This is a genomic window from Aeromicrobium sp. Leaf245 (genome assembly GCF_942548115.1).
GTDB lineage: Bacteria > Actinomycetota > Actinomycetes > Propionibacteriales > Nocardioidaceae > Aeromicrobium.
The window spans coordinates 688,462-706,499 of record NZ_OW824151.1; the positions used below are offsets into that span (position 1 = coordinate 688,462).

Below are 18,038 nucleotides of genomic sequence, written 5' to 3' on the forward strand. Positions count from 1 at the left end.
GGCACTCGACCCCCGCCGCGGCCTGGCCGCGGCGGGGTCTGCCGTGGGGGCCGCCTCGTTAGGGTGGGGCCCATGGCAGACCGCCCGCCGAGACCTCAGGCCCTGACCCTCACCTGCATCTTCGTGGGCGTGGGGTCGGCGCTCCTGCTCGTGAACCTGGTCTCGACGTTGTCGTCCTGGGGCTCCATCGAGCTGCAGGACGCGGTGCGCGAGGCGCTGGCCACCGAGCCGCTCAAGGAGGCCGGGATCGGCCTCGACCAGGCTCTCGACGCCCTTCGGTACGCCGCCTACGTGGGCGTCGTGCTCACGGCCTCCGGAGCCGTCTTCGCGCTCTACGCCGCCCGAGGTCATCGGACGTCGCGGATCATGCTGACCATCCTGTGCGGCCTGGCGTTCCTGGTCTTCGCGGCGATCGGGCTCCCGGGACTGCTCCCGGCCGCCTTCGCCGGCGTGTGCGGATGGTCGCTGTGGACGGCCGAGTCGCGGCGCTGGTTCGACCAGGTGAACGGGCGGGCCGTGCCCGCTCTCGCGACGGCCACCCGCACCGGCGCAGCGGATCCCTTCGCCGCCGTGCCGCCGTCGTCGACGCCCGAGGCAGGGGCTCCTGCGGCCTTCCCGTCCGACGGCGAGCAGTCCGCGACCCCCGCCCCGACGCACCCCGTGCCGTCGCGCCCGGCCTCCGCCGCTCGACCGCGATCGGTCACCGTCGCCGTGGTCACCACCGTCGTCTCGTGCGCCGTGGTCGGCTTCTTCGGCCTGATCGCCCTGCTGGTGTCGACGATCGGAGCCGACGCCTACCGGTCCGCGCTCTCCGAGCCCGGGATGGCGCAGGACTGGCTCCGCTCCGCCGGGGTCGACGCCGACCAGGTCATCGGGCTGCTGCGTCTGTCGTCGACGGTCTGGCTCGTGCTCAGCGCCGTCGGCCTGGCCGCCGCGATCGCCACCGCCAAGCGGATGTCTGCCGGCGTCGTCGCCCTGAGGATCGTCGCGGCCCTGACGGTCGGCGTGTCCGTCTTCTTCCTCCCGCTCGGCATCGTCACGGCTGCGGCGGCCGTCGTCGTGGTCGTGCAGCTACGCCGTCCCGACGCGCGCGCCTGGCTCGCGCGGGCGTGACCGGGCTCACTGACCCCCTCGTCGGGAGGCGGCCCCCGGAGCGGCGCGAGTAGAGTCTGAGGCATGAGCAGCAACGTCGTTCCCGCCCGCAAGCGCCCCCACGTCGTCGTGGTCGGAGGCGGATTCGGAGGCCTGTCGCTCGTCCGCAAGCTCAAGCGCGCCGACGTCGACATCACCCTCATCGACCGGCACACGTACAACACCTTCCAGCCGCTGCTGTACCAGGTCGCGACCGCGTCGCTGAACCCCGGCGACATCACCTGGTTCCTGCGTGCGGTGCGCGCCGACCAGAAGAACGTGCGCTTCGTGAAGGGCATCGTCACGAACATCGACCACCAGGCCAAGGTGCTGAGCCTGCACGGCGAGGTCTCGGTGACGTACGACTACCTGGTGCTCGCCAACGGCGTCACCACCAACTTCTTCGGCACCCCCGGTGCGGAGGAGTTCTCGCTCCCGCTCTACAAGCGCTCGCAGGCGCTGCAGGTGCGCGACCGGTTGTTCGAGAACCTCGAGGAGTTCGCGATCAACGGCCAGGACGAGGACCTGCGCATCATCGTCGTGGGCGGCGGTGCCACGGGCGTCGAGACCGCCGGTGCGTTCGCGGAGTTCCGCAACAACGACATGCCGACCACCTACCCCGAGCTGGACCGCGCGCGGATCCACGTCACGCTGCTCGAGATGGCCCCGAACGTCCTGGGCCCGTTCGACGAGAAGCTCCGTGCCTACGCCGAGAAGTCGCTGCTCAAGCGTGACGTCGACCTGCGGCTGAACACGGCCGTCAAGGAGGTCCGCGAGGACGGTGTGGTCGTCGAGACGGACGGCCACAGCGAGTTCCTCTCGGCGGGCATCGTCGTGTGGGCCACGGGCGTCACTGCGCACCCGACGGTGCTCGACTGGGACGTGCCGCAGGGCCGCGGCGGCCGGATCGAGGTCGACGAGCACCTGCGCGTCAAGGATCGCGCCGACACGTTCGCCATCGGTGACATCGCGATCGGCCCCGACCCGCTCCCGCAGCTCGCGCAGCCCGCGATCCAGGGCGGCAAGCACGTGGCCAAGCTGATCAAGGCCGAGCTCAAGGGCAAGGCCGACCGGGTGAAGCCGTTCAAGTACTCCGACAAGGGCACCATGGCCACGATCGGCAAGTCGTCGGCCGTCGCGGAGATCACCTACATGCCCAAGCTCACGGGCTTCCCGGCCTGGATCATCTGGGTGGCCCTGCACATCGCGACCCTGCTGGGCAACCGCAACCGGTTCGCCACCTTGATCAACCTGTCCAGCAAGTACCTGTTCTCGGGCAGCCACAACGCGATCGTCGGCGAGACGCCGTACGTCGTGTCCAAGCACAAGCTCGAGATCACCCCCCTGGAGAAGCAGAAGGCCGAGCGCCGCGTGCTCGAGCGCAAGGCCGCGTCGCAGCGCCAGTCCTGACCCGCCCCGTCTCGCAGATTCCCAGGTCGACCTGGGAAACTTCCACGGCGCATGGGATTCTCACGCCTGCTCGGGTAGCAACCCGTGCAGGCGTGAGATTTCCGTGACTCAGAGGTCGAGGGCGGTCCGCGCCTCGACCAGCGACGGTCCGTACCAGGTGAGCAGCCGGCCCGACACGAGCCGCGTCGGCGCCGACGTGAACGCCTCGGGACCGTCGTCGGGTCCGAACACGTAGGGCTCGTCGGGCAGCAGCACCAGGTCGACGTCCGGGCTGTCGACGTCGGCCAGCTCGACGTGCGGGTACCGCGAGGTCGGGTCCGGCGCCGCGCCGACCGACACCGTCCACCCGAGCCGACGCAGCAGGTCGGCGGTGAAGGTGCGGGGGCCGACGACCATCCACGGGTCGCGCCAGATCGGTACCACCACGGTGCCGCGCGTCGCCGGGGCCGGCGCCTCCCACGCAGCCGACGCCGCGCCGAGCCAGTCGGGCACACCCCACCCGAGCGCGTCGTCGAACAGACGTCGCAGCGACCCGAGCGCCTCGTCGACGGTCTCGATCCGGGTGACCCACACGGGCACGCCGGCCTCACGCAGACGTCGGACGTCGAGCTCGCGGTTCTCCTCCTGGTTCGCCACCACCAGGTCCGGTCGCAGCCGTTCGATCGCGGCGCGGTCGGGGTTCTTGGTGCCTCGCACACGCGTGACGTCGAGGTCGGTGGGGTGGGTGCACCAGTCGGTGGCGCCCACGAGCGCCTCGGGGCGGGCAGCGGCCAGACCTTCGGTGACGGACGGCACGAGGCTCACCACGCGGCGCGCCTCGCGGGGCACGTCGACGTCGTGGCCGAGGTCGTCCCTCATCGGCGGATGCCGAGCCCTCCGCTGAGGGGGAGCGCCCAGTCGGTGCGGTCGGTGGCGATCGCTGCGTCGAGCAGGGCGGCGATGTCGTCGGGGAAGGGCGTCGGTCGACGGGTCGCGAAGTCGACGTGGACCGAGACCGCCTCCATCACGCAGGACAGCTCCTGCCGGGTGTGGTTGGTCATCAACGCCGCGGCGTGCAGCACCTTGTCGCTGCGGTCGACGATGACCACGCTCACGCCGATCCGGTCGCCCTCGAGGGACTCGCCGAGGTAGCGCAGGTGCTGCTCCGCGGTGAACGTGGTGAGGCCCCGCTCGGTGATGTAGGTGTCCGGCATGCCCAGCTCGTCCTGGTGGCGGGCCCAGAGCGCGTGCCCGCCGAACGTGAAGTAGTGGCCGATGTTCATGTGGCGGTTCTCGTCGAGGTGCTCCGGCCCCACCACGTGCTCGTGCACCGTCGGGAGGGCTGCGACCTGGGCGTAGGTGGGGTGCGTCGTCACCTGACCGACCGTATCGGGCGCCGGGCGCGACGAACCCCGGGGCCGCAACGTCGGTCGCGGCACCCGGGGTCGGTCCGGCTCAGCGGCCGAGGCCCTCGCGGTCGACCTTGCGGTGGAAGTGCATGCCGGCCAGTCCACCGAGCATGGCGCCGACGAGGGCGGCCGCGACCACGCCGACGAGGAGCACGACGGCGGCGAGGCTCAGGTCGGACAGGTCGCTCGGGATGCGCGGGAAGGCGTTGAGCTGGTCGAGGACGTCGTAGCGGGTCCCGGCCACGGCTCCGAGGACCGCGACGACGATCGCGGCGACGACGGCCCACGCGAAGACCGCGATGCCCTGTCGGATGCCGTCGAAGCGCGCCATGCGGCCGGCCACGTAGCCGCCGCTGTAGTAGGACACGAGGACGGCCACGAGGACCAGCGCGACGCCGGCCCAGCCGATCTCCTCGGCCGAGAGTCCCTGGTCGGCGGCGGCGTCGGTGACGTCGGCGCCCGACACCAGGCCGACTCCGGCGCCGGCCGCGGCGACGAGGGCGGTGAGCAGCACGGTCATGCCGGTGGCGGTGACCCAGCCGAAGAACGCGCAGACGATCTTGACCCCGCCGAAGCGCTCCTTCTGCCGCTCGACGACCTCCTTGCGGTCGACGACCGGGGTGGCGCGGTCGCCGTCCGCGGTCGTGTCGGCGTGCCTCGGCTCGGAGGCGGCGGGCTGGTGGTCGTGCGTGCTCATGGCGAGCTCCTTGTCATGGGGCCAGGTCGACGACCGAAGGCGTGGTCACGAACGTAGACCGGGTCCCGGGGCGGCGCGACTCGATGAGCGCGCCGCCGCCGTCCCGATGATCAGGACCTGGGCGGGGGAGTGCGGTGCTCGCCCGGCGTCTCGAACGGGTCCGGGTCGACGGCGGGTCGATCGGTCACGCCGTGGTCGTCCGCGACGTGGGAGCCGTGCGTCGTCGGGTCGGCCGGCGCCTCGGTGCTCGGGGTGAGGGGCGCCTCGTCGACCGGGCTCTGGTCGGTCGCTCGGTGGTCCCGCCCGGCTTCGGGCACGTCGGGGTCCAGGCGATCGGCCTCGGCGAGCCGGTCGTCGGCGGCGCCCTGCACCTCGGTGGCCTCGTTCTCCAGGTCGACGGCGTGGCGCTCCAGGCGCTCGGCCTCCAGGCGTGCCTCGTCGGCGTCGGCCCGCGCCACGGCGGCGCCGGCCTCGGTGTGCTGCGCGGCCACGGCGGCCTCACGCGCCTCGTCGCGGAGCGTGCCGGCCTTCTGCCGGTCCCGCTGCTCCTGCTCGAGCCGGTGGCGGCGCTTGGCCTCGGCGCTCTTGCGGGCGACCGACACCACCACGGCGAGCAGCAGCAGTGCCACCACGACGGCGACGACGATCCAGATCCAGGTGTCCATCTCGATTCCCTCCGAGTCCGCGGCCGCACCGTCGGGTGCTGGGGGGCCACGTCCTACCCCTCCTTGGTAGCGCAGATGGCGCACGGGCGCGCGTCGGGAGGGGCGCGCAGGAGGGGCTCGAGCGCCGTTCCGTGGGTTCGTGGCGGTGGCGCTCGAGACCCTGCTCAGACGTTGCGCCGGTACTGTCCACCGACCTCGAAGAACGCCTCGGTGACCTGCTGGAGGGAGCAGACGCGGGCGGCGTCCATGAGCACGGCGAACACGTTGTCGCCCTCGACCGCAGCCTTCTTGAGGCGGGCGATCGCTGCCTCGGCCTCGGAGCGGTGCGTCTCCTGGAAGGCGTGCACGCGGTCGAGCTGCGACTGCTTCTCGGCCTCCGTGGCGCGGGCCAGCTCGACCGTCGGAGCCTCGACCTCCGACTCCGGGCGACGGAACGTGTTGACGCCGATGATCGGCAGGGAGCCGTCGTGCTTGCGGTGCTCGTAGAGCATCGACTCGTCCTGGATGCGACCGCGCTGGTAGCCCGTCTCCATGGCTCCCAGCACGCCGCCGCGCTCGTTGATGGCGTCGAACTCGGCCAGCACGGCGTTCTCGACGAGGTCGGTCAGCTCGTCGATGATGAAGGAGCCCTGGAGCGGGTTCTCGTTCATCGCCAGGCCCCACTCGCGGTTGATGATGAGCTGGATCGCGAGCGCGCGGCGCACGGACTCCGCGCTCGGCGTCGTGACGGCCTCGTCGTAGGCGTTGGTGTGCAGGCTGTTGGCGTTGTCGTAGATCGCGATGAGCGCCTGCAGCGTGGTGCGGATGTCGTTGAAGTCCATCTCCTGCGCGTGGAGGGACCGACCAGACGTCTGCACGTGGTACTTCAGCTTCTGGCTGCGGTCGTTCGCGCCGTACTTCTCCTTCATCGCGACGGCCCAGATGCGTCGCGCCACCCGGCCGAGCACCGAGTACTCCGGGTCCATGCCGTTGGAGAAGAAGAACGACAGGTTGGGCGCGAAGTCGTCGATGTCCATGCCGCGCGCCAGGTACGACTCGACGTACGTGAACCCGTTGGCGAGGGTGAAGGCGAGCTGGCTGATGGGGTTCGCCCCGGCCTCGGCGATGTGGTACCCGGAGATGGAGACGGAGTAGAAGTTCCGCACCCCCTCGTCGATGAAGAACTGCTGGATGTCGCCCATCATCCGCAGGCTGAACTCGGTGGAGAACAGGCAGGTGTTCTGGCCCTGGTCCTCCTTGAGGATGTCGGCCTGCACGGTGCCGCGGACGTTCTTGAGGGCGTACGAGCGCAGCTCGGCTTGCTCGGCCTCGGTGGGCGCGCGGCCCTCCTTCTCCCGGAAGCGGGCGACCTGCTGGTCGACGACGGTGTTGAGGAAGAAGGCCAGCACCGTGGGTGCAGGACCGTTGATGGTCATCGAGACCGACGTGGACGGCGAGACGAGGTCGAAGCCGTCGTAGAGCGCCTCCATGTCGTCGAGCGTCGCCACGGAGACGCCCGACGTGCCGACCTTGCCGTAGACGTCGGGGCGCGGGTCGGGGTCGCGGCCGTACAGCGTGACCGAGTCGAAGGCGGTGGACAGGCGGGTGGCGTCGCCGTCCTCGCTCAGCAGCTTGAAGCGACGGTTGGTGCGGAAGGGGTCGCCCTCGCCGGCGAACATGCGGGCCGGGTCCTCGCCGTCGCGCTTGAACGAGAAGACGCCCGCGGTGTACGGGAAGTGGCCGGGCAGGTTCTCGCGCCGCCAGAAGCGCACGAGGTCGCCGTGGCCGGTGAAGCGGGGCAGGGAGACGCGCGGGACCTTGGTGCCCGAGAGCGACTCCCGCGTGAGCTGGGTGACGATCTCCTTGTCGCGGACCTTCACGACCTGCTCGTCGCCGGAGTAGGCCTCGACGACGGCCGGCCACTGCTCGATCTGGTCGGCGACGTCGTGCGGGACGGCCTTGCGGGCGGTCTCGAGCAGCTCGGTGACGCTCGAGGCGTCCAGGTCGGCCTCGGCGAGCTCGCTCGCGGTGGTCTCGAGGCGCTGGGCCCGGTCGGCGGCGTCGGCCAGGCGCTCGGTCTCGGCGTGGTAGCCGCGCACCGTCTCGGTGATCTCGGACAGGTAGCGCACGCGGTCGGCGGGCACGACGGCCTGGATCCCGCTCGAGTACCGCACGGCCACGGGCGGCAGCACGCCCTCGGCGACGGGCAGACCGCGCTCGCCCAGGGCGTCGCGCAGGTGCTGGTACAGCGCGGTCACGCCGTCGTCGTTGAAGGTGGCGGCCGACGTGCCGAAGATCGGCATGTCCTCGGGCTTCCTGCCGAAGGCCTCGCGGTTGCGGACCAGCTGGCGGCCGACGTCGCGGTAGGCGTCCTTGGCCCCGCGGCGCTCGAACTTGTTGATCGCCACGACGTCGGCGAAGTCGAGCATGTCGATCTTCTCCAGCTGCGACGCGGCGCCGAACTCCGGCGTCATGACGTACATCGAGGTGTCGACGTGCGGCACGATCGCGGCGTCGCCCTGGCCGATGCCCGGGGTCTCGACGACCACGAGGTCGAACGCGGCGGCCTTGAGCACGGCGACGACGTCGTCGAGGCAGTCGGGCAGCTCGTGGGAGCCGCGGGTGGCCAGCGACCGGAAGTACGCCCGCTCCCCGTCGAGGGAGTTCATCCGGATGCGGTCGCCGAGCAGGGCCCCGCCGCCGCGACGGCGGGTGGGGTCGACGGCGAGGACCGCCACGCGCAGCTTGTCCTGCTGGTCGACGCGGAAGCGCCGCACGAGCTCGTCGGTGAGCGAGGACTTGCCCGACCCGCCGGTGCCGGTGATGCCGAGGACGGGGGAGGGGTGCGCGGCCGCGGCGTCCTGCAGGCGCTGGCGGTCGGCGTCGGCGAGTCGGCCGGTCTCGGCGAGCGTGATGGCCCGGGCGACGGCGGAGCGGTCGCCGGCCAGCACCGCGTCGACGTCGAAGTCGCCGAGGGTGGTCAGGTCGACGTCGCAGTCGCGGACGACGGAGTTGATCATGCCCACGAGCCCGAGGCGCTGCCCGTCCTCGGGGGAGAAGATCGTGACGCCGGACTCGCGGAGCCGGGCGATCTCCTCGGGCACGATGACGCCGCCGCCACCACCGACCACGCGGACGTGGCCGGCGCCCTGCTCGCGCAGCGACTCGACCAGGTACTCGAAGTACTCGACGTGCCCGCCCTGGTACGACGAGACCGCGACGCCCTGCACGTCCTCCTCGATGGCGGCATCGACGACCTCCTTGACCGAGCGGTTGTGCCCGAGGTGGATCACCTCGGCCCCCTGGCTCTGGAAGATGCGCCGCATGATGTTGATCGAGGCGTCGTGGCCGTCGAAGAGCGCCGACGCGGTGACGAGTCGGACCGGGTTCGACGGGACGTGGAGATCAGCCATAGGAACCACAATAGTCGGACATCCAACTAATCGTCCACCCTGGGTAGACTGACCCCATGACCTCCGTGCCCCCCACGCCGCGGCTCGCGTTCGACCCGCTGGAACGGGCCGGGGAGCTGTGGGAGGAGCGCATCGGCGACGCCACGGCCATGCGGCTCGCGACGTCGATCATGCGGGTGCAGCAGCTGGTGATCGGCCGGCTCGACGCGGCGCTGAAGCCCCACGGCATCACGTTCGCCCGGTTCGAGGTGCTTCGGCTCATCTCGTTCAGCCGGGAGGGGCGCCTGCCCCTCAGCAAGATCGGCGAACGGCTCATGGTGCATCCTACGTCGGTCACGAACGCGATCGACAGGCTCGAGACGCACGGACTCGTGGTCCGCGAGCCCGATCCGGCCGACCGGCGGCGCACCTTCGCGGCCCTCACGCCCGAGGGCGAGCGCGTGGTCGAGGCGGCCACCGAGGCCCTCATGGACGTCCAGTTCGGCGTGGCCGAGCTCGACGCCGACGACCAGCAGGCGGCCTACACGCTGCTGCGGGGGCTGCGGCAGGTCGACTTCACGTGACCGCGCCGGCGGCCCCGGCGCGCTGAACCGCGGCCTGCGTCTGCGTCGCCGCGGGTGCGAGCCGACCTGCGGCTGCGCTGCTCCGGCTGGGGCGGGCCTTGCTGCTGCGTTGCTGTGGCTGCGAGTGGACCTGCGCTCCGAAAGGGCCTCGACCGGCGGATGGGTCCGGGCTCGGGTCGGGCTCTCGGAGCGTGGCTCGGGGGACGCAGGATTCTGCGTTCCTGCGTGAGGGGTCGAAGGATGCTGCGTTCGTGGTCGGATCCCGTCGTGAACGCATCATCGTTCGGGGTTCTGCACGCGAAGGCAGAATTCTGCGTCCACCGCGGGCCTCTCTTGCGCCGGGTGGGCAGGGATTCTCCCCTTGCGCGGACCGTTCCACGCAGAAGGAGAATCACTGCCCTCCAGAGCGCCATGTCGGCGCCACGATTCTCCATTCGCGAGGCACGGTCCACGCGAAGGAAGAATCGTGCGTGAATCCCGCACAGATGAAGAATCGTGGCCGCGCCCCGCAGACCCAACCGGGACCAGTCCCACCGCTCCGGTCGAGGCCCTTTTCGGAGCCCACCCCGACTCGGAGCCACAGCGACGCAGCCGCAGGCGAGCGCTCAGCCGAGGTGGCGCAGCCGCAGTCGAGCGCTCGGCTGAAGCAACGCAGTCGGGGGAGGACCTGCCGAGACCAGCGCGCCGACGCAGTCGCAGCCCGACGTCCACGCCGACGTCGCCTAGGGTGAGGCCCACATCGAACGAGGGGGGATCGACGTGGAGGTCGTCCACACAGCCATCGCCATCGTGCTGGTCGTCGGGCTGATCATCTGGGTGAAGGTCGATCCGGTGATCTCGCTGGTGATCGCCTCGCTCTACCTCGGCCTCGCCGCCGGGGTCGGGTTCGCGGACACGATCACGGCGATCACCGAGGGCTTCGGCTCGATCATGGCCGAGGTGGGTCTGCTCATCGGCTTCGGCGTGCTCATCGGGGCGTTGCTGCACTCGCTCGGCACCTTCCGCAAGCTCGTGCACGCGCTGCTCAAGGTCGTGGGCGCGAAGCGTCTGCCCTATGCCCTCACCGGAGCGCTCTCCACCGTCTTCCCGTCCATCTACGTCGACGTCCAGGTCGTGCTCGCCGCGCCCATCGCGCGCTCCTCGGCCCCGCACATCGGACCGCGCGGGCTCGCGCACCTCGCCGGCGCGATCGGCACCGGCATCTTCGCCGGCTACGTCTTCGTGATCCCCGGGCTCGCGGCGGTCTCGATCGCGGGACTCCTCGACGTCCCGCTCGGCACGTGGTTGCTCTACGGCATCGTCCTGGGGCCGCTCACCGCCGTCATCACCACCTACCTGTTCGGGCTGATGCTGCGGGCCGGCTGGTGGAAGCCCGAGGCCGACGAGGCGAAGGACGACCCGCTCGACTACGACGACGGCGTCGAGCAGAACACGGCCGGCACCGGCCCGGGCGAGCGCGACACGCTCCACGACGTCGAGGTGCCGCTGTTCACGTCGCTGCTGCCGATCCTCGTGCCGCTCATAATGATCGCCTTCGGTGCGTTCGCGGAGCTGCTCGACTTCTCCAACGCGTTCATCGCCTTCATCGGCAACGCGAACGTCGCCCTCTTCGTGGGACTGCTCGGTGCCTACGTCCTCGCCCGCGCGGCCGCGGGCACCGAGCGGACCGACAAGGCGCTCAAGACCGGGTTCCACACGACGGGTGAGATCCTGCTGATCACCGGCATCGGCGGCTCGCTCGGGGCCGTCATCGAGGCCACCGGTCTCGACGCCACGCTCGCTGGGCTGTTCTCGGCCAGCGAGGGCGCGGCCGTCGTCACGAGCGTCCTGCTCGCCTGGTTCATCGCCGCCGTCCTGCACCTGGCCATCGGCTCGGTCTCGGTCGCCGCCATCACCGCCGCGGGCATCATCGGCCCGGTGCTCACCTCCATCGAGGTGGCACCGATCGCCATCGGCCTCGCGATCGCCTCCGGTGCGATGTTCGCGCTGACGGTGAACTCCAACTTCTTCTGGATGTTCAAGTCGTTGCTCGGCCTGACCACCCAGGGCGCCCTGAAGTCGATGACGGTGGTCACCAGCATCGCGTCACTGGTCAGCCTGCCGATGGTGCTGGCGATCGCCTTCGTGGTCTGACGTCCCACCGCCGAGCGCCCAGGTCCGAGCGTCAGGGGTCGACGCGGTAGCGGCCCTCCAGGAACACGTCGACGCCCTGGATCTTCGGCACGTCGATGCAGCCACTGACCACGCCGAGCAGCACGGAGTCGGGACTGATCTCGACCTCCACCCCGTACTCGGCGGGGACGGCGTCCCGGACCCGGTCGGCCAGGTCGGAGGGTGCCGGCTCGGCGAGCTCGAGCCTCGCGTCGACCCGGTGCCGGACCCGGCTCAGGTCGTCGGGGTCGCACCGCTGCGTGTCCGCCAGGCCGGCCAGCTCGTCGTCCGGTGACAGTGCGATCCGTGGACCGACCGCCTCGAGGGCGGATCGGAACGCGTCGTCGGTGCGGTCCTGCCAGCGCGCGACGCCCTCGACGTCGACGTCCGGCGAGGTGCATCCGGACGTCACGGTGACGAGGAGGGCCGTCGCGGCGACGGCGCCGGCGAGGCGTCGAGGGGTCACTGCTTGAGCAGCATCGCGGCGCCGAGCGTCTCCTCCGGCACGCCCAGGCCCTCGATGAGGGTCAGCAGGTGCGGGCGGAGCTCGGCGAGCTGCTCGTTGAGCAGCTGGGTCACGGCCTTGGCGCGCTGGTCGGAGATCCGGTTGTGAGCCATGAACCAGGCGAGGTCGTCCTCGATGACGCTCAGCGCGTACAACGTGCAGACCTTGCGCAGCAGGTCGGCGGCGTCGGGGTCCTCGCAGCGCGCGATGCCGGCGGTGAACGCCTCGAGCACCACCCGGTCCACGTGCGCCCGTCCGCACCGGATCAGGTGGTCCTGCGCCTCGTTGAAGATGCGGAAGGCCTCGTCGCCCTCGGCCTTGGCGGCTCGCTGCAGCCGTCGTGCGGCGGTCTCGATCAGGTGCTGCTCACGGTCCTCGAACAGGCTCAGCTGCGTGCCGCGGTCGAGCAGGTCGTGGGCGTCGCCACCGGTGGGCGCGGCGTCGATGAGCCGCTGGATGAGCTGGCTCGCGGCCGTCCGCTCGCGGACCGTCTCGGCGACGGTCTCGGCCACGAACCGCACCATGCCGACCGCGTCGAGCCCACCGACCTCCTTCGCGTACGACGTGAGCAGCTCCTTGCTGAGCAGCTGGAGCATCACGTGGTTGTCGCCCTCGAAGGTGGTGAACACGTCGATGTCGCCGCGCAGCACCGTGAGGCGGTTCTCGGCGAGGTAGCCGGCGCCGCCGCACATCTCGCGCGACTCGTTGATCGCCCGCGACGCGTGCCAGGTCATGATCGCCTTGAGGCCGGCGGCGCGGCCCTCGAGCTCGCGCTGCTCCTGCAGGTCGGGCTCCGTCGAGCGCTGCAGCCGGTCCATGCGCGAGACCTGCTGGTTCTGGGCGAACCGGTAGGCGTACGAACGGGCGATGAGCGGGAGCAGGCGGCGCTGGTGCACGCGGTAGTCCGCCAGCAGCACCTCGGGCTCGCCGTCCTGGCCGAACTGGCGCCGCTCCAGGGCGTAGCGTCCGGCGATGCTGAGGGCCACCTCGGCGGCGGCGAGCGCCGACCCGCCGACGCTGATCCGCCCGCGCACGAGCGTGCCGAGCATCGTGAAGAACCGTCGGTTCACGTCCTCGATGGGCGAGGAGTAGGTGCCGTCCTCGGCCACGTCGCCGTACTTGTTGAGCAGGTTCTCGCGCGGGATGCGCACCTGGTGGAAGGAGAGACGGCCGTTGTCGACGCCACCGAGACCACCCTTGTGGCGGTCGTCGCCGATCTCGACGCCGTCGCAGGTCTGCCCCTTCTCGTCGCGGATCGGCACGATGAAGCAGTGCACGCCGTGGTTCTCGCCCCGGGTGACCAGCTGGGCGTACACCGCGGCGACGGTGGCGTGGGCGGCGGCGTTGCCGATGTAGTCCTTCGTGGCCGACGGCGTGGGGGAGTCGACGACGAACTCCTGCGTGTCGGCGTCGAAGGTGGCCGTGGTCTCGAGGTGCTGCACGTTGCTGCCGTGGCCGATCTCGGTCATGGCGTAGCAGCCCACGAGGTCGAGCGAGATGAGCCGCGGGATGAGGTCGCGGTGGCGCTCGGTGCCGAGGTTCTCGACCGCGCCGCCGAACAGTCCCCACTGCACGCCCGCCTTGACCATGAGCGAGAGGTCGAACTGGGCGAGCATCTCGATGCCGGTGACGGCCATGCCCGGATCGCCGCCGCCGCCGTGCTCGGTGCGGAAGCCGGCTGCGGGGACGCCGGTGTCGACGAGGCCCTCGAGCTGGCGCAGCGTCCGCTCGCGAGCGGCGTCGATGTCGAGGTCGAGGTCGTACGCCAGGTCCATCTCGGCGAGCTCCCTGCGGGACTGCTCGCGCACGTGGCGCCACTTGCCGTCGAGGGCGATGCGGACTTCTTCGGACAGGCTCATGGACGAAACGCTACTCGTGGGTCGCTTCCGCCGCAGCGGTCCGCGCGAGGTCGGTCGGCCAGGACGCCGGGTGGTGCCGTGCAGCGGGTCTCAGGCGGGCGAGACGAAGATCGCCGCCGCGGCCACGTGCCCGACGTCGAGCGTGCGACCGTCGATCCGGACGGCCAGGGTGCCCGCGAAGTCGTGCCGCTCCACCAGGTGCACACGGACCCCGAGGACGAGCCCGAGCTCGACGAGGTGGCGCAGCAGGGCCGGGTCGTCGTCGGAGACGCGCACCACGACGAGGTCGGCGGGTGCCTCGACGTCGACCAGCCGGCGTGCGTCGAGCGCGGGCAGTCGGCCGTCGGCCGTCGGGATGGGGTCGCCGTGGGGGTCGAACTCGGGGTGGCCGAGCCGCTCCGCGAGCCGTTCGACGAAGTCGTCGCTCACGGCGTGCTCCAGCACCTCGGCCTCGTCGTGCACCTCGTCCCACGCGTAGCCGAGGTACTCGACGAGGAACGTCTCGACGAGCCGGTGGCGACGGACCATCGCGAGCGCGGCCGTCCGACCCGACGCCGTGAGGGTGACCGCCCCGTAGCGCCGGTGGTCGACGAGCCCCTGGGCGGCGAGCTTCTTGAGTGACTCGGAGACCGTCGAGGGCGTCACGCCGAAGCGGTCGGCCAGCGCCTTGGAGGAGATGGGGGTGTCGTCCCACTCCTGGCTCGTCCAGATGACCTTGAGGTAGTCCTGCATCGAGGAGGACAGCGCCAAGGGGGCCTGGGTCGAGGCGGAGGGGGTGTCAGGCACACGTCCAGGGTATCGGCGGACAGCCGCAGGACGGGCGCCATGGAAGTTCGGTTGACCGAACTTCCATGTTGCCCCGTGCCTGGTAGTGTCTGAGGCATGGCGAACATCGCGCACTCCGGCTCCAGCCGTCCGGCACCGCGCCGGCTCACGGCCGCCGAGTCGCGTCTGCTGCGCACCGGCCTGCTGCGCACGGTGCTCTTCGTGGCTGCCTTCGTCGCGTTCCTGGCGATCGGTTCCGCCGTCTCCTGAGGCGTTGAGTGCGTTGAGTACGTCGTGGCCGGGCGTCGGCCGCGGCGCACGCGTAGCGTCCTGCTGAGTCGACCGATGGAGGACCCATGACCAGCTGGACCACGCCCGACCTCTGCGACACCCACCACCCGGATCGGCTGGTGGTCGTCCAGCCGGGTCTGCTGCGTGGCTTCGGTGGCCGTGAGGCGTTCAGCGGAGCTGTGGAGACCGTGGCCTGCTTCGAGGACAACTCGCACGTCAAGCGACTCGCGGACGAGCCGGGCGACGGCCGCGTGCTGGTCGTCGACGGCGGGGGATCGCTGCGCCGCGCCCTCCTCGGCGACGTGATCGCCGCCCGCTTCGTCGAGAACGGGTGGTCCGGGCTGGTCATCCACGGCGCCGTGCGCGACGTCGAGATCCTGCGGGACCTCGACCTGGGTGTCCAGGCGATCGCCCCGTGCCCCGTCCGGACCGAGAAGCGCGGCCTCGGCGACGTGGGCGTCGCGGTGACCTTCGGCGGTGCGACGATCCGGTCCGGCCAGTGGGTCTACGCCGACGCCAACGGCGTGGTCGTGGCCGACGAGCCCCTCGTCTGAGACCCTCGTCGCACCTGCGACGCCGGGACGCAGGGCTGGTGCGAGTGATACGGTCCGCCTGTCACTCGACACACAACTCCACGTGCCCGAATGCGGGGAAGCCGGTCCGAATCCGGCGCTGACCCGCAACCGTAGCCCTCGCTCCGCGAGGGGAGCCGGAACGCCGCATCGGGCGCCTGACCAATCACGCTGTCGTGGTCGCAGCGGGTCCCCTCGGGATCCTCATGCCTTTGCAGCGGGTGAGGACCCCATGAAGAAGTCCCTGCGTCGCGGCCTCGTCGCGACCGCCGCCACCGCCCTCGGTGCCGGCCTCCTCGCCGTCCCGGCCGCCCAGGCCGACACGTCGCGCACCCCGCAGACGGTCAACGCGGCCGACTGGCTGTCGGGCCAGGTCGTCGACGGCGTGCTCTACAACGAGCAGTTCGACTTCGTCGACTGGGGCCTGACCCTCGACACCCTCCTCGCCCTCGACGCCGTCGGCGGGTACAACGCGAAGGTCGCCGACATCGCCGACGCCCTCGCCGACGACCTCGGCAGCTACATCGGCACCGGCGGGGAGAGCTACGCCGGCTCCACGGCCAAGGCGCTCGTGGCCGTGCAGGCCGCCGACCGCAACACCGCCGACTTCGGCGGCACCGACCTGGTGGCGGCCACCGAGGCCCGTGTCGACGGCACGGGTCGCCTGGCCGACGAGTCGGCCTTCGGCAACTTCGCGAACGTGTTCGGCCAGGCCTTCGCCGTCAAGGGCCTCCACGCCGCCGAGTCCGGCGAGGCGGCTTCGGCCACGGCCTTCCTGCTGCAGCAGCAGTGCGCCGACGGCGGGTTCCGCCTGGACTTCACCGCCACCGACACGTCCTGCTCGGGCGACGACGCCCAGACCGACTCGACGGCGATCGCGGTCGACGCGCTGCTCCCTCAGCGCGGCACCCAGGCCGTGGACACGGCGCTCGACGAGGCCGAGGCGTGGCTGAGCGGCCAGCAGGACGCGAGCACCGGCGCCTTCGCCGGCGGACCCGGCACCGAGACCGCCAACACCAACAGCACCGCGGTCGCCGCCGTGGCGCTCGAGAAGCTCGGCGACGCCGACCGCGCCGCGAAGGCTGCAGCCTGGATCGCCGAGCGCCAGGTCACGGCCTACAGCGCCTGCGGCACGGAGCTCGACGGCCAGTTCGGCGCCGTCGGCTACGACGACGCCGCCATCGCGACGGCCGAGGACGACGGCATCGAGGTCGAGACCGTGGACCAGTGGCGTCGCGCCACCGCTCCGGCGATCACCGCGCTGCAGTCCTACGACGACCCGAGCCCGCGGCCCAAGGCGACGTTCACCGTCACCGCGCCCAGCGGCTACGTCGCCGCCGGCGCACCGGTCGCCCTGACGGCGTCGGGCCTGGCCCCCGGTGAGCGCTACTGCGTCTACTCGGTCGACGGCTCGATCGCCAAGGCCGGCAAGGCGAACGCCAGCGGTGTCGCCACCATCTCGGCCACGGCCCCGTCGCCGGGCGTGCGCCCCGTGTACGTCTACGGCGAGCGCGACGCCCGCCAGGGCGAGGCCTCGCTGCGGGTCCTCACGACGACCAAGCGGTTCGTCGCGACGACGAACGTCAAGACGGTCAAGCGCAACGGCAGGATCCGCGTGTCCGCCCGCGGCCTCGCCCCGAGCGAGCCCGTGCGCATCGGCTACGGCGGGACGTACATCAAGACCGCCAACGCCCGGACCGACGGCACCATCGACTACACGTTCGGCGTCGGCTCGTCGACCGGCAAGAAGAACGTCTACGTCCGCGGCATCGTGAACACGCGCCAGGGCATCGCGTCGTTCACCGTCGTCAAGTGACCAGGCGACTCCTCGCCGCGCTGGTCGCCGTCCTCCTCGGGACGGCGACCGGTGCGGTCGTCCTCGCCGCACCCGCGCAGGCTGCGGCCTGCGCCAAGGGTGACGGCGTGACCGTGGTCGTCGACTACCACCAGCTGGGTGGGGGTGCCTCCACGACGTGCGTCCCCGGCGGTGGTCGCAAGGCCACCTCCGCGTTCGACGCCGCAGGCGTCTCCCTCCGCTACGCCGCCCGGCAGCAGGGCTTCGTCTGCCAGGTCAACGCGAAGCCGGCCAACGCCGGGTGCGTGCAGGCCTCGCCGTCCGACGCCTACTGGTCGCTCTGGGTCTCCAGCGGCAACGGCAGCTGGAGCTACGCGACGGCCGGCGTCGGCGGCGTCTCCGTGCCGAAGGGCGGCTGGGTCGCCTGGAGCTGGCAGGGCCAGAGCGGCAAGGCCCAGCCCGGGGTCTCCCCGGTGGGCAAGGCGGCCGCGGCCCCGGCTCCGAAGCCGTCGAGCCGGCCCACGCAGAAGGCGCCCACGGCTGCGCCGACGTCGGCGGTCCCGTCCGCGGAGGCCTCGGCCAGCGCCAAGGCGAAGGCCGAGCAGAAGGCCCAGGAAGAGAAGAAGGCTGAGCAGAAGGCTGGGCTGAAGTCGGGGCAGGGGGGCGAGGCGGGCGCCGCCAGCCCCTCCGACGGAGCCGGCGACGACGGCACGACGTCCGACGACGAGACCCGCGCGACGTCGGCCGACGCCGGGTCGCCGTGGCCGACGCTGGTCGGTGTCGCGGCCGTGCTGGTGCTGCTCGGTGCCGCCGGGATCGTCGCGTGGCGGCGGAGGGGAAGCGCGCCCTGACCT

At 71.5% G+C, this 18,038-nt stretch carries 16 protein-coding genes and 1 riboswitch; of the genes, 8 read left to right on the plus strand and 8 right to left on the minus strand.

All coding sequences use genetic code 11. From position 1 onward, the window contains the following. Positions 1–72: 72 nt before the first annotated feature. Positions 73–1,113, plus strand: a complete 1,041-nt coding sequence (locus NBW76_RS03385; protein ID WP_056556512.1) for a hypothetical protein — start codon at positions 73–75, stop codon at positions 1,111–1,113. 63 nt (positions 1,114–1,176) lie between these two features. Further along, positions 1,177–2,541, plus strand: coding sequence for an NAD(P)/FAD-dependent oxidoreductase (locus NBW76_RS03390; protein ID WP_055962987.1), 1,365 nt, complete (start codon positions 1,177–1,179; stop codon positions 2,539–2,541). 108 nt (positions 2,542–2,649) lie between these two features. On the opposite strand, the gene NBW76_RS03395 is transcribed toward NBW76_RS03390, so the two are convergent. The 5 genes from NBW76_RS03395 to icmF form a co-directional block, all read right to left on the minus strand. Continuing rightward, positions 2,650–3,399 (minus strand): helical backbone metal receptor, encoded by a 750-nt coding sequence (locus NBW76_RS03395; RefSeq protein WP_056556509.1) that lies wholly within the window; start codon positions 3,397–3,399, stop codon positions 2,650–2,652. Further along, positions 3,396–3,896: a thioesterase family protein gene (locus NBW76_RS03400; protein WP_056556506.1), complete on the minus strand. Its 501-nt coding sequence runs from the start codon at positions 3,894–3,896 to the stop codon at positions 3,396–3,398. The genes NBW76_RS03395 and NBW76_RS03400 overlap by 4 nt, the downstream gene beginning before the upstream one ends. A gap of 79 nt (positions 3,897–3,975) precedes the next feature. Continuing rightward, positions 3,976–4,626, minus strand: a complete 651-nt coding sequence (locus NBW76_RS03405; RefSeq protein WP_056556503.1) for a hypothetical protein — start codon at positions 4,624–4,626, stop codon at positions 3,976–3,978. 110 nt (positions 4,627–4,736) lie between these two features. After that, on the minus strand, positions 4,737–5,291 hold the full coding sequence (locus NBW76_RS03410) for a hypothetical protein (protein WP_056556501.1): 555 nt from the start codon (positions 5,289–5,291) through the stop codon (positions 4,737–4,739). A gap of 164 nt (positions 5,292–5,455) precedes the next feature. Then, complete coding sequence (icmF, locus tag NBW76_RS03415) at positions 5,456–8,683, minus strand: fused isobutyryl-CoA mutase/GTPase IcmF (RefSeq protein WP_056556498.1); 3,228 nt, start codon at positions 8,681–8,683, stop codon at positions 5,456–5,458. A gap of 56 nt (positions 8,684–8,739) precedes the next feature. Between icmF and NBW76_RS03420 the strand changes: the two genes are divergently transcribed. Together NBW76_RS03420 and NBW76_RS03425 are read left to right on the plus strand one after the other, a co-directional pair. Further along, a complete protein-coding gene (locus NBW76_RS03420) occupies positions 8,740–9,246 on the plus strand; it encodes a MarR family winged helix-turn-helix transcriptional regulator (protein ID WP_055963004.1) in 507 nt (168 codons plus the stop codon). Between the two features lie 759 nt (positions 9,247–10,005). After that, positions 10,006–11,379, plus strand: a complete 1,374-nt coding sequence (locus NBW76_RS03425) for a GntP family permease (RefSeq protein WP_056556495.1) — start codon at positions 10,006–10,008, stop codon at positions 11,377–11,379. Between the two features lie 31 nt (positions 11,380–11,410). Here the strand turns inward: NBW76_RS03425 and NBW76_RS03430 are convergent, their stop codons facing one another. The 3 genes from NBW76_RS03430 to NBW76_RS03440 all read right to left on the minus strand — a co-directional run bounded on the left by NBW76_RS03430 (position 11,411) and on the right by NBW76_RS03440 (position 14,547). Continuing rightward, a complete protein-coding gene (locus tag NBW76_RS03430) occupies positions 11,411–11,863 on the minus strand; it encodes a hypothetical protein (RefSeq protein ID WP_056556492.1) in 453 nt (150 codons plus the stop codon). Continuing rightward, positions 11,860–13,761 (minus strand): acyl-CoA dehydrogenase, encoded by a 1,902-nt coding sequence (locus tag NBW76_RS03435; protein ID WP_056556489.1) that lies wholly within the window; start codon positions 13,759–13,761, stop codon positions 11,860–11,862. Before NBW76_RS03435 ends, NBW76_RS03430 begins: the two co-directional genes overlap by 4 nt. A 90-nt stretch (positions 13,762–13,851) precedes the next feature. After that, positions 13,852–14,547: a metal-dependent transcriptional regulator gene (locus NBW76_RS03440; RefSeq protein WP_056556486.1), complete on the minus strand. Its 696-nt coding sequence runs from the start codon at positions 14,545–14,547 to the stop codon at positions 13,852–13,854. A gap of 96 nt (positions 14,548–14,643) precedes the next feature. Here NBW76_RS03440 and NBW76_RS03445 point away from each other — a divergent pair, with 96 nt between their 5' ends. The 4 genes from NBW76_RS03445 to NBW76_RS03460 all read left to right on the plus strand — a co-directional run bounded on the left by NBW76_RS03445 (position 14,644) and on the right by NBW76_RS03460 (position 18,035). Next, the gene (locus tag NBW76_RS03445) at positions 14,644–14,796 is read left to right on the plus strand and encodes a hypothetical protein (protein ID WP_156364881.1); all 153 of its coding nucleotides are present in this window, start codon (positions 14,644–14,646) and stop codon (positions 14,794–14,796) included. An 86-nt stretch (positions 14,797–14,882) separates the two neighbouring features. Next, positions 14,883–15,371 (plus strand): ribonuclease E activity regulator RraA, encoded by a 489-nt coding sequence (rraA, locus tag NBW76_RS03450; protein WP_056556483.1) that lies wholly within the window; start codon positions 14,883–14,885, stop codon positions 15,369–15,371. A 95-nt stretch (positions 15,372–15,466) separates the two neighbouring features. Beyond that, positions 15,467–15,536, plus strand: a riboswitch (cobalamin riboswitch). Positions 15,537–15,621: 85 nt separating this feature from the next. Next, entirely contained in the window at positions 15,622–17,205 is a 1,584-nt protein-coding gene (locus NBW76_RS03455; RefSeq protein WP_056556480.1) for a hypothetical protein, read from the plus strand. After that, a complete protein-coding gene (locus tag NBW76_RS03460; RefSeq protein WP_056556476.1) occupies positions 17,202–18,035 on the plus strand; it encodes an LPXTG cell wall anchor domain-containing protein in 834 nt (277 codons plus the stop codon). Before NBW76_RS03455 ends, NBW76_RS03460 begins: the two co-directional genes overlap by 4 nt. Positions 18,036–18,038 lie beyond the last annotated feature (3 nt).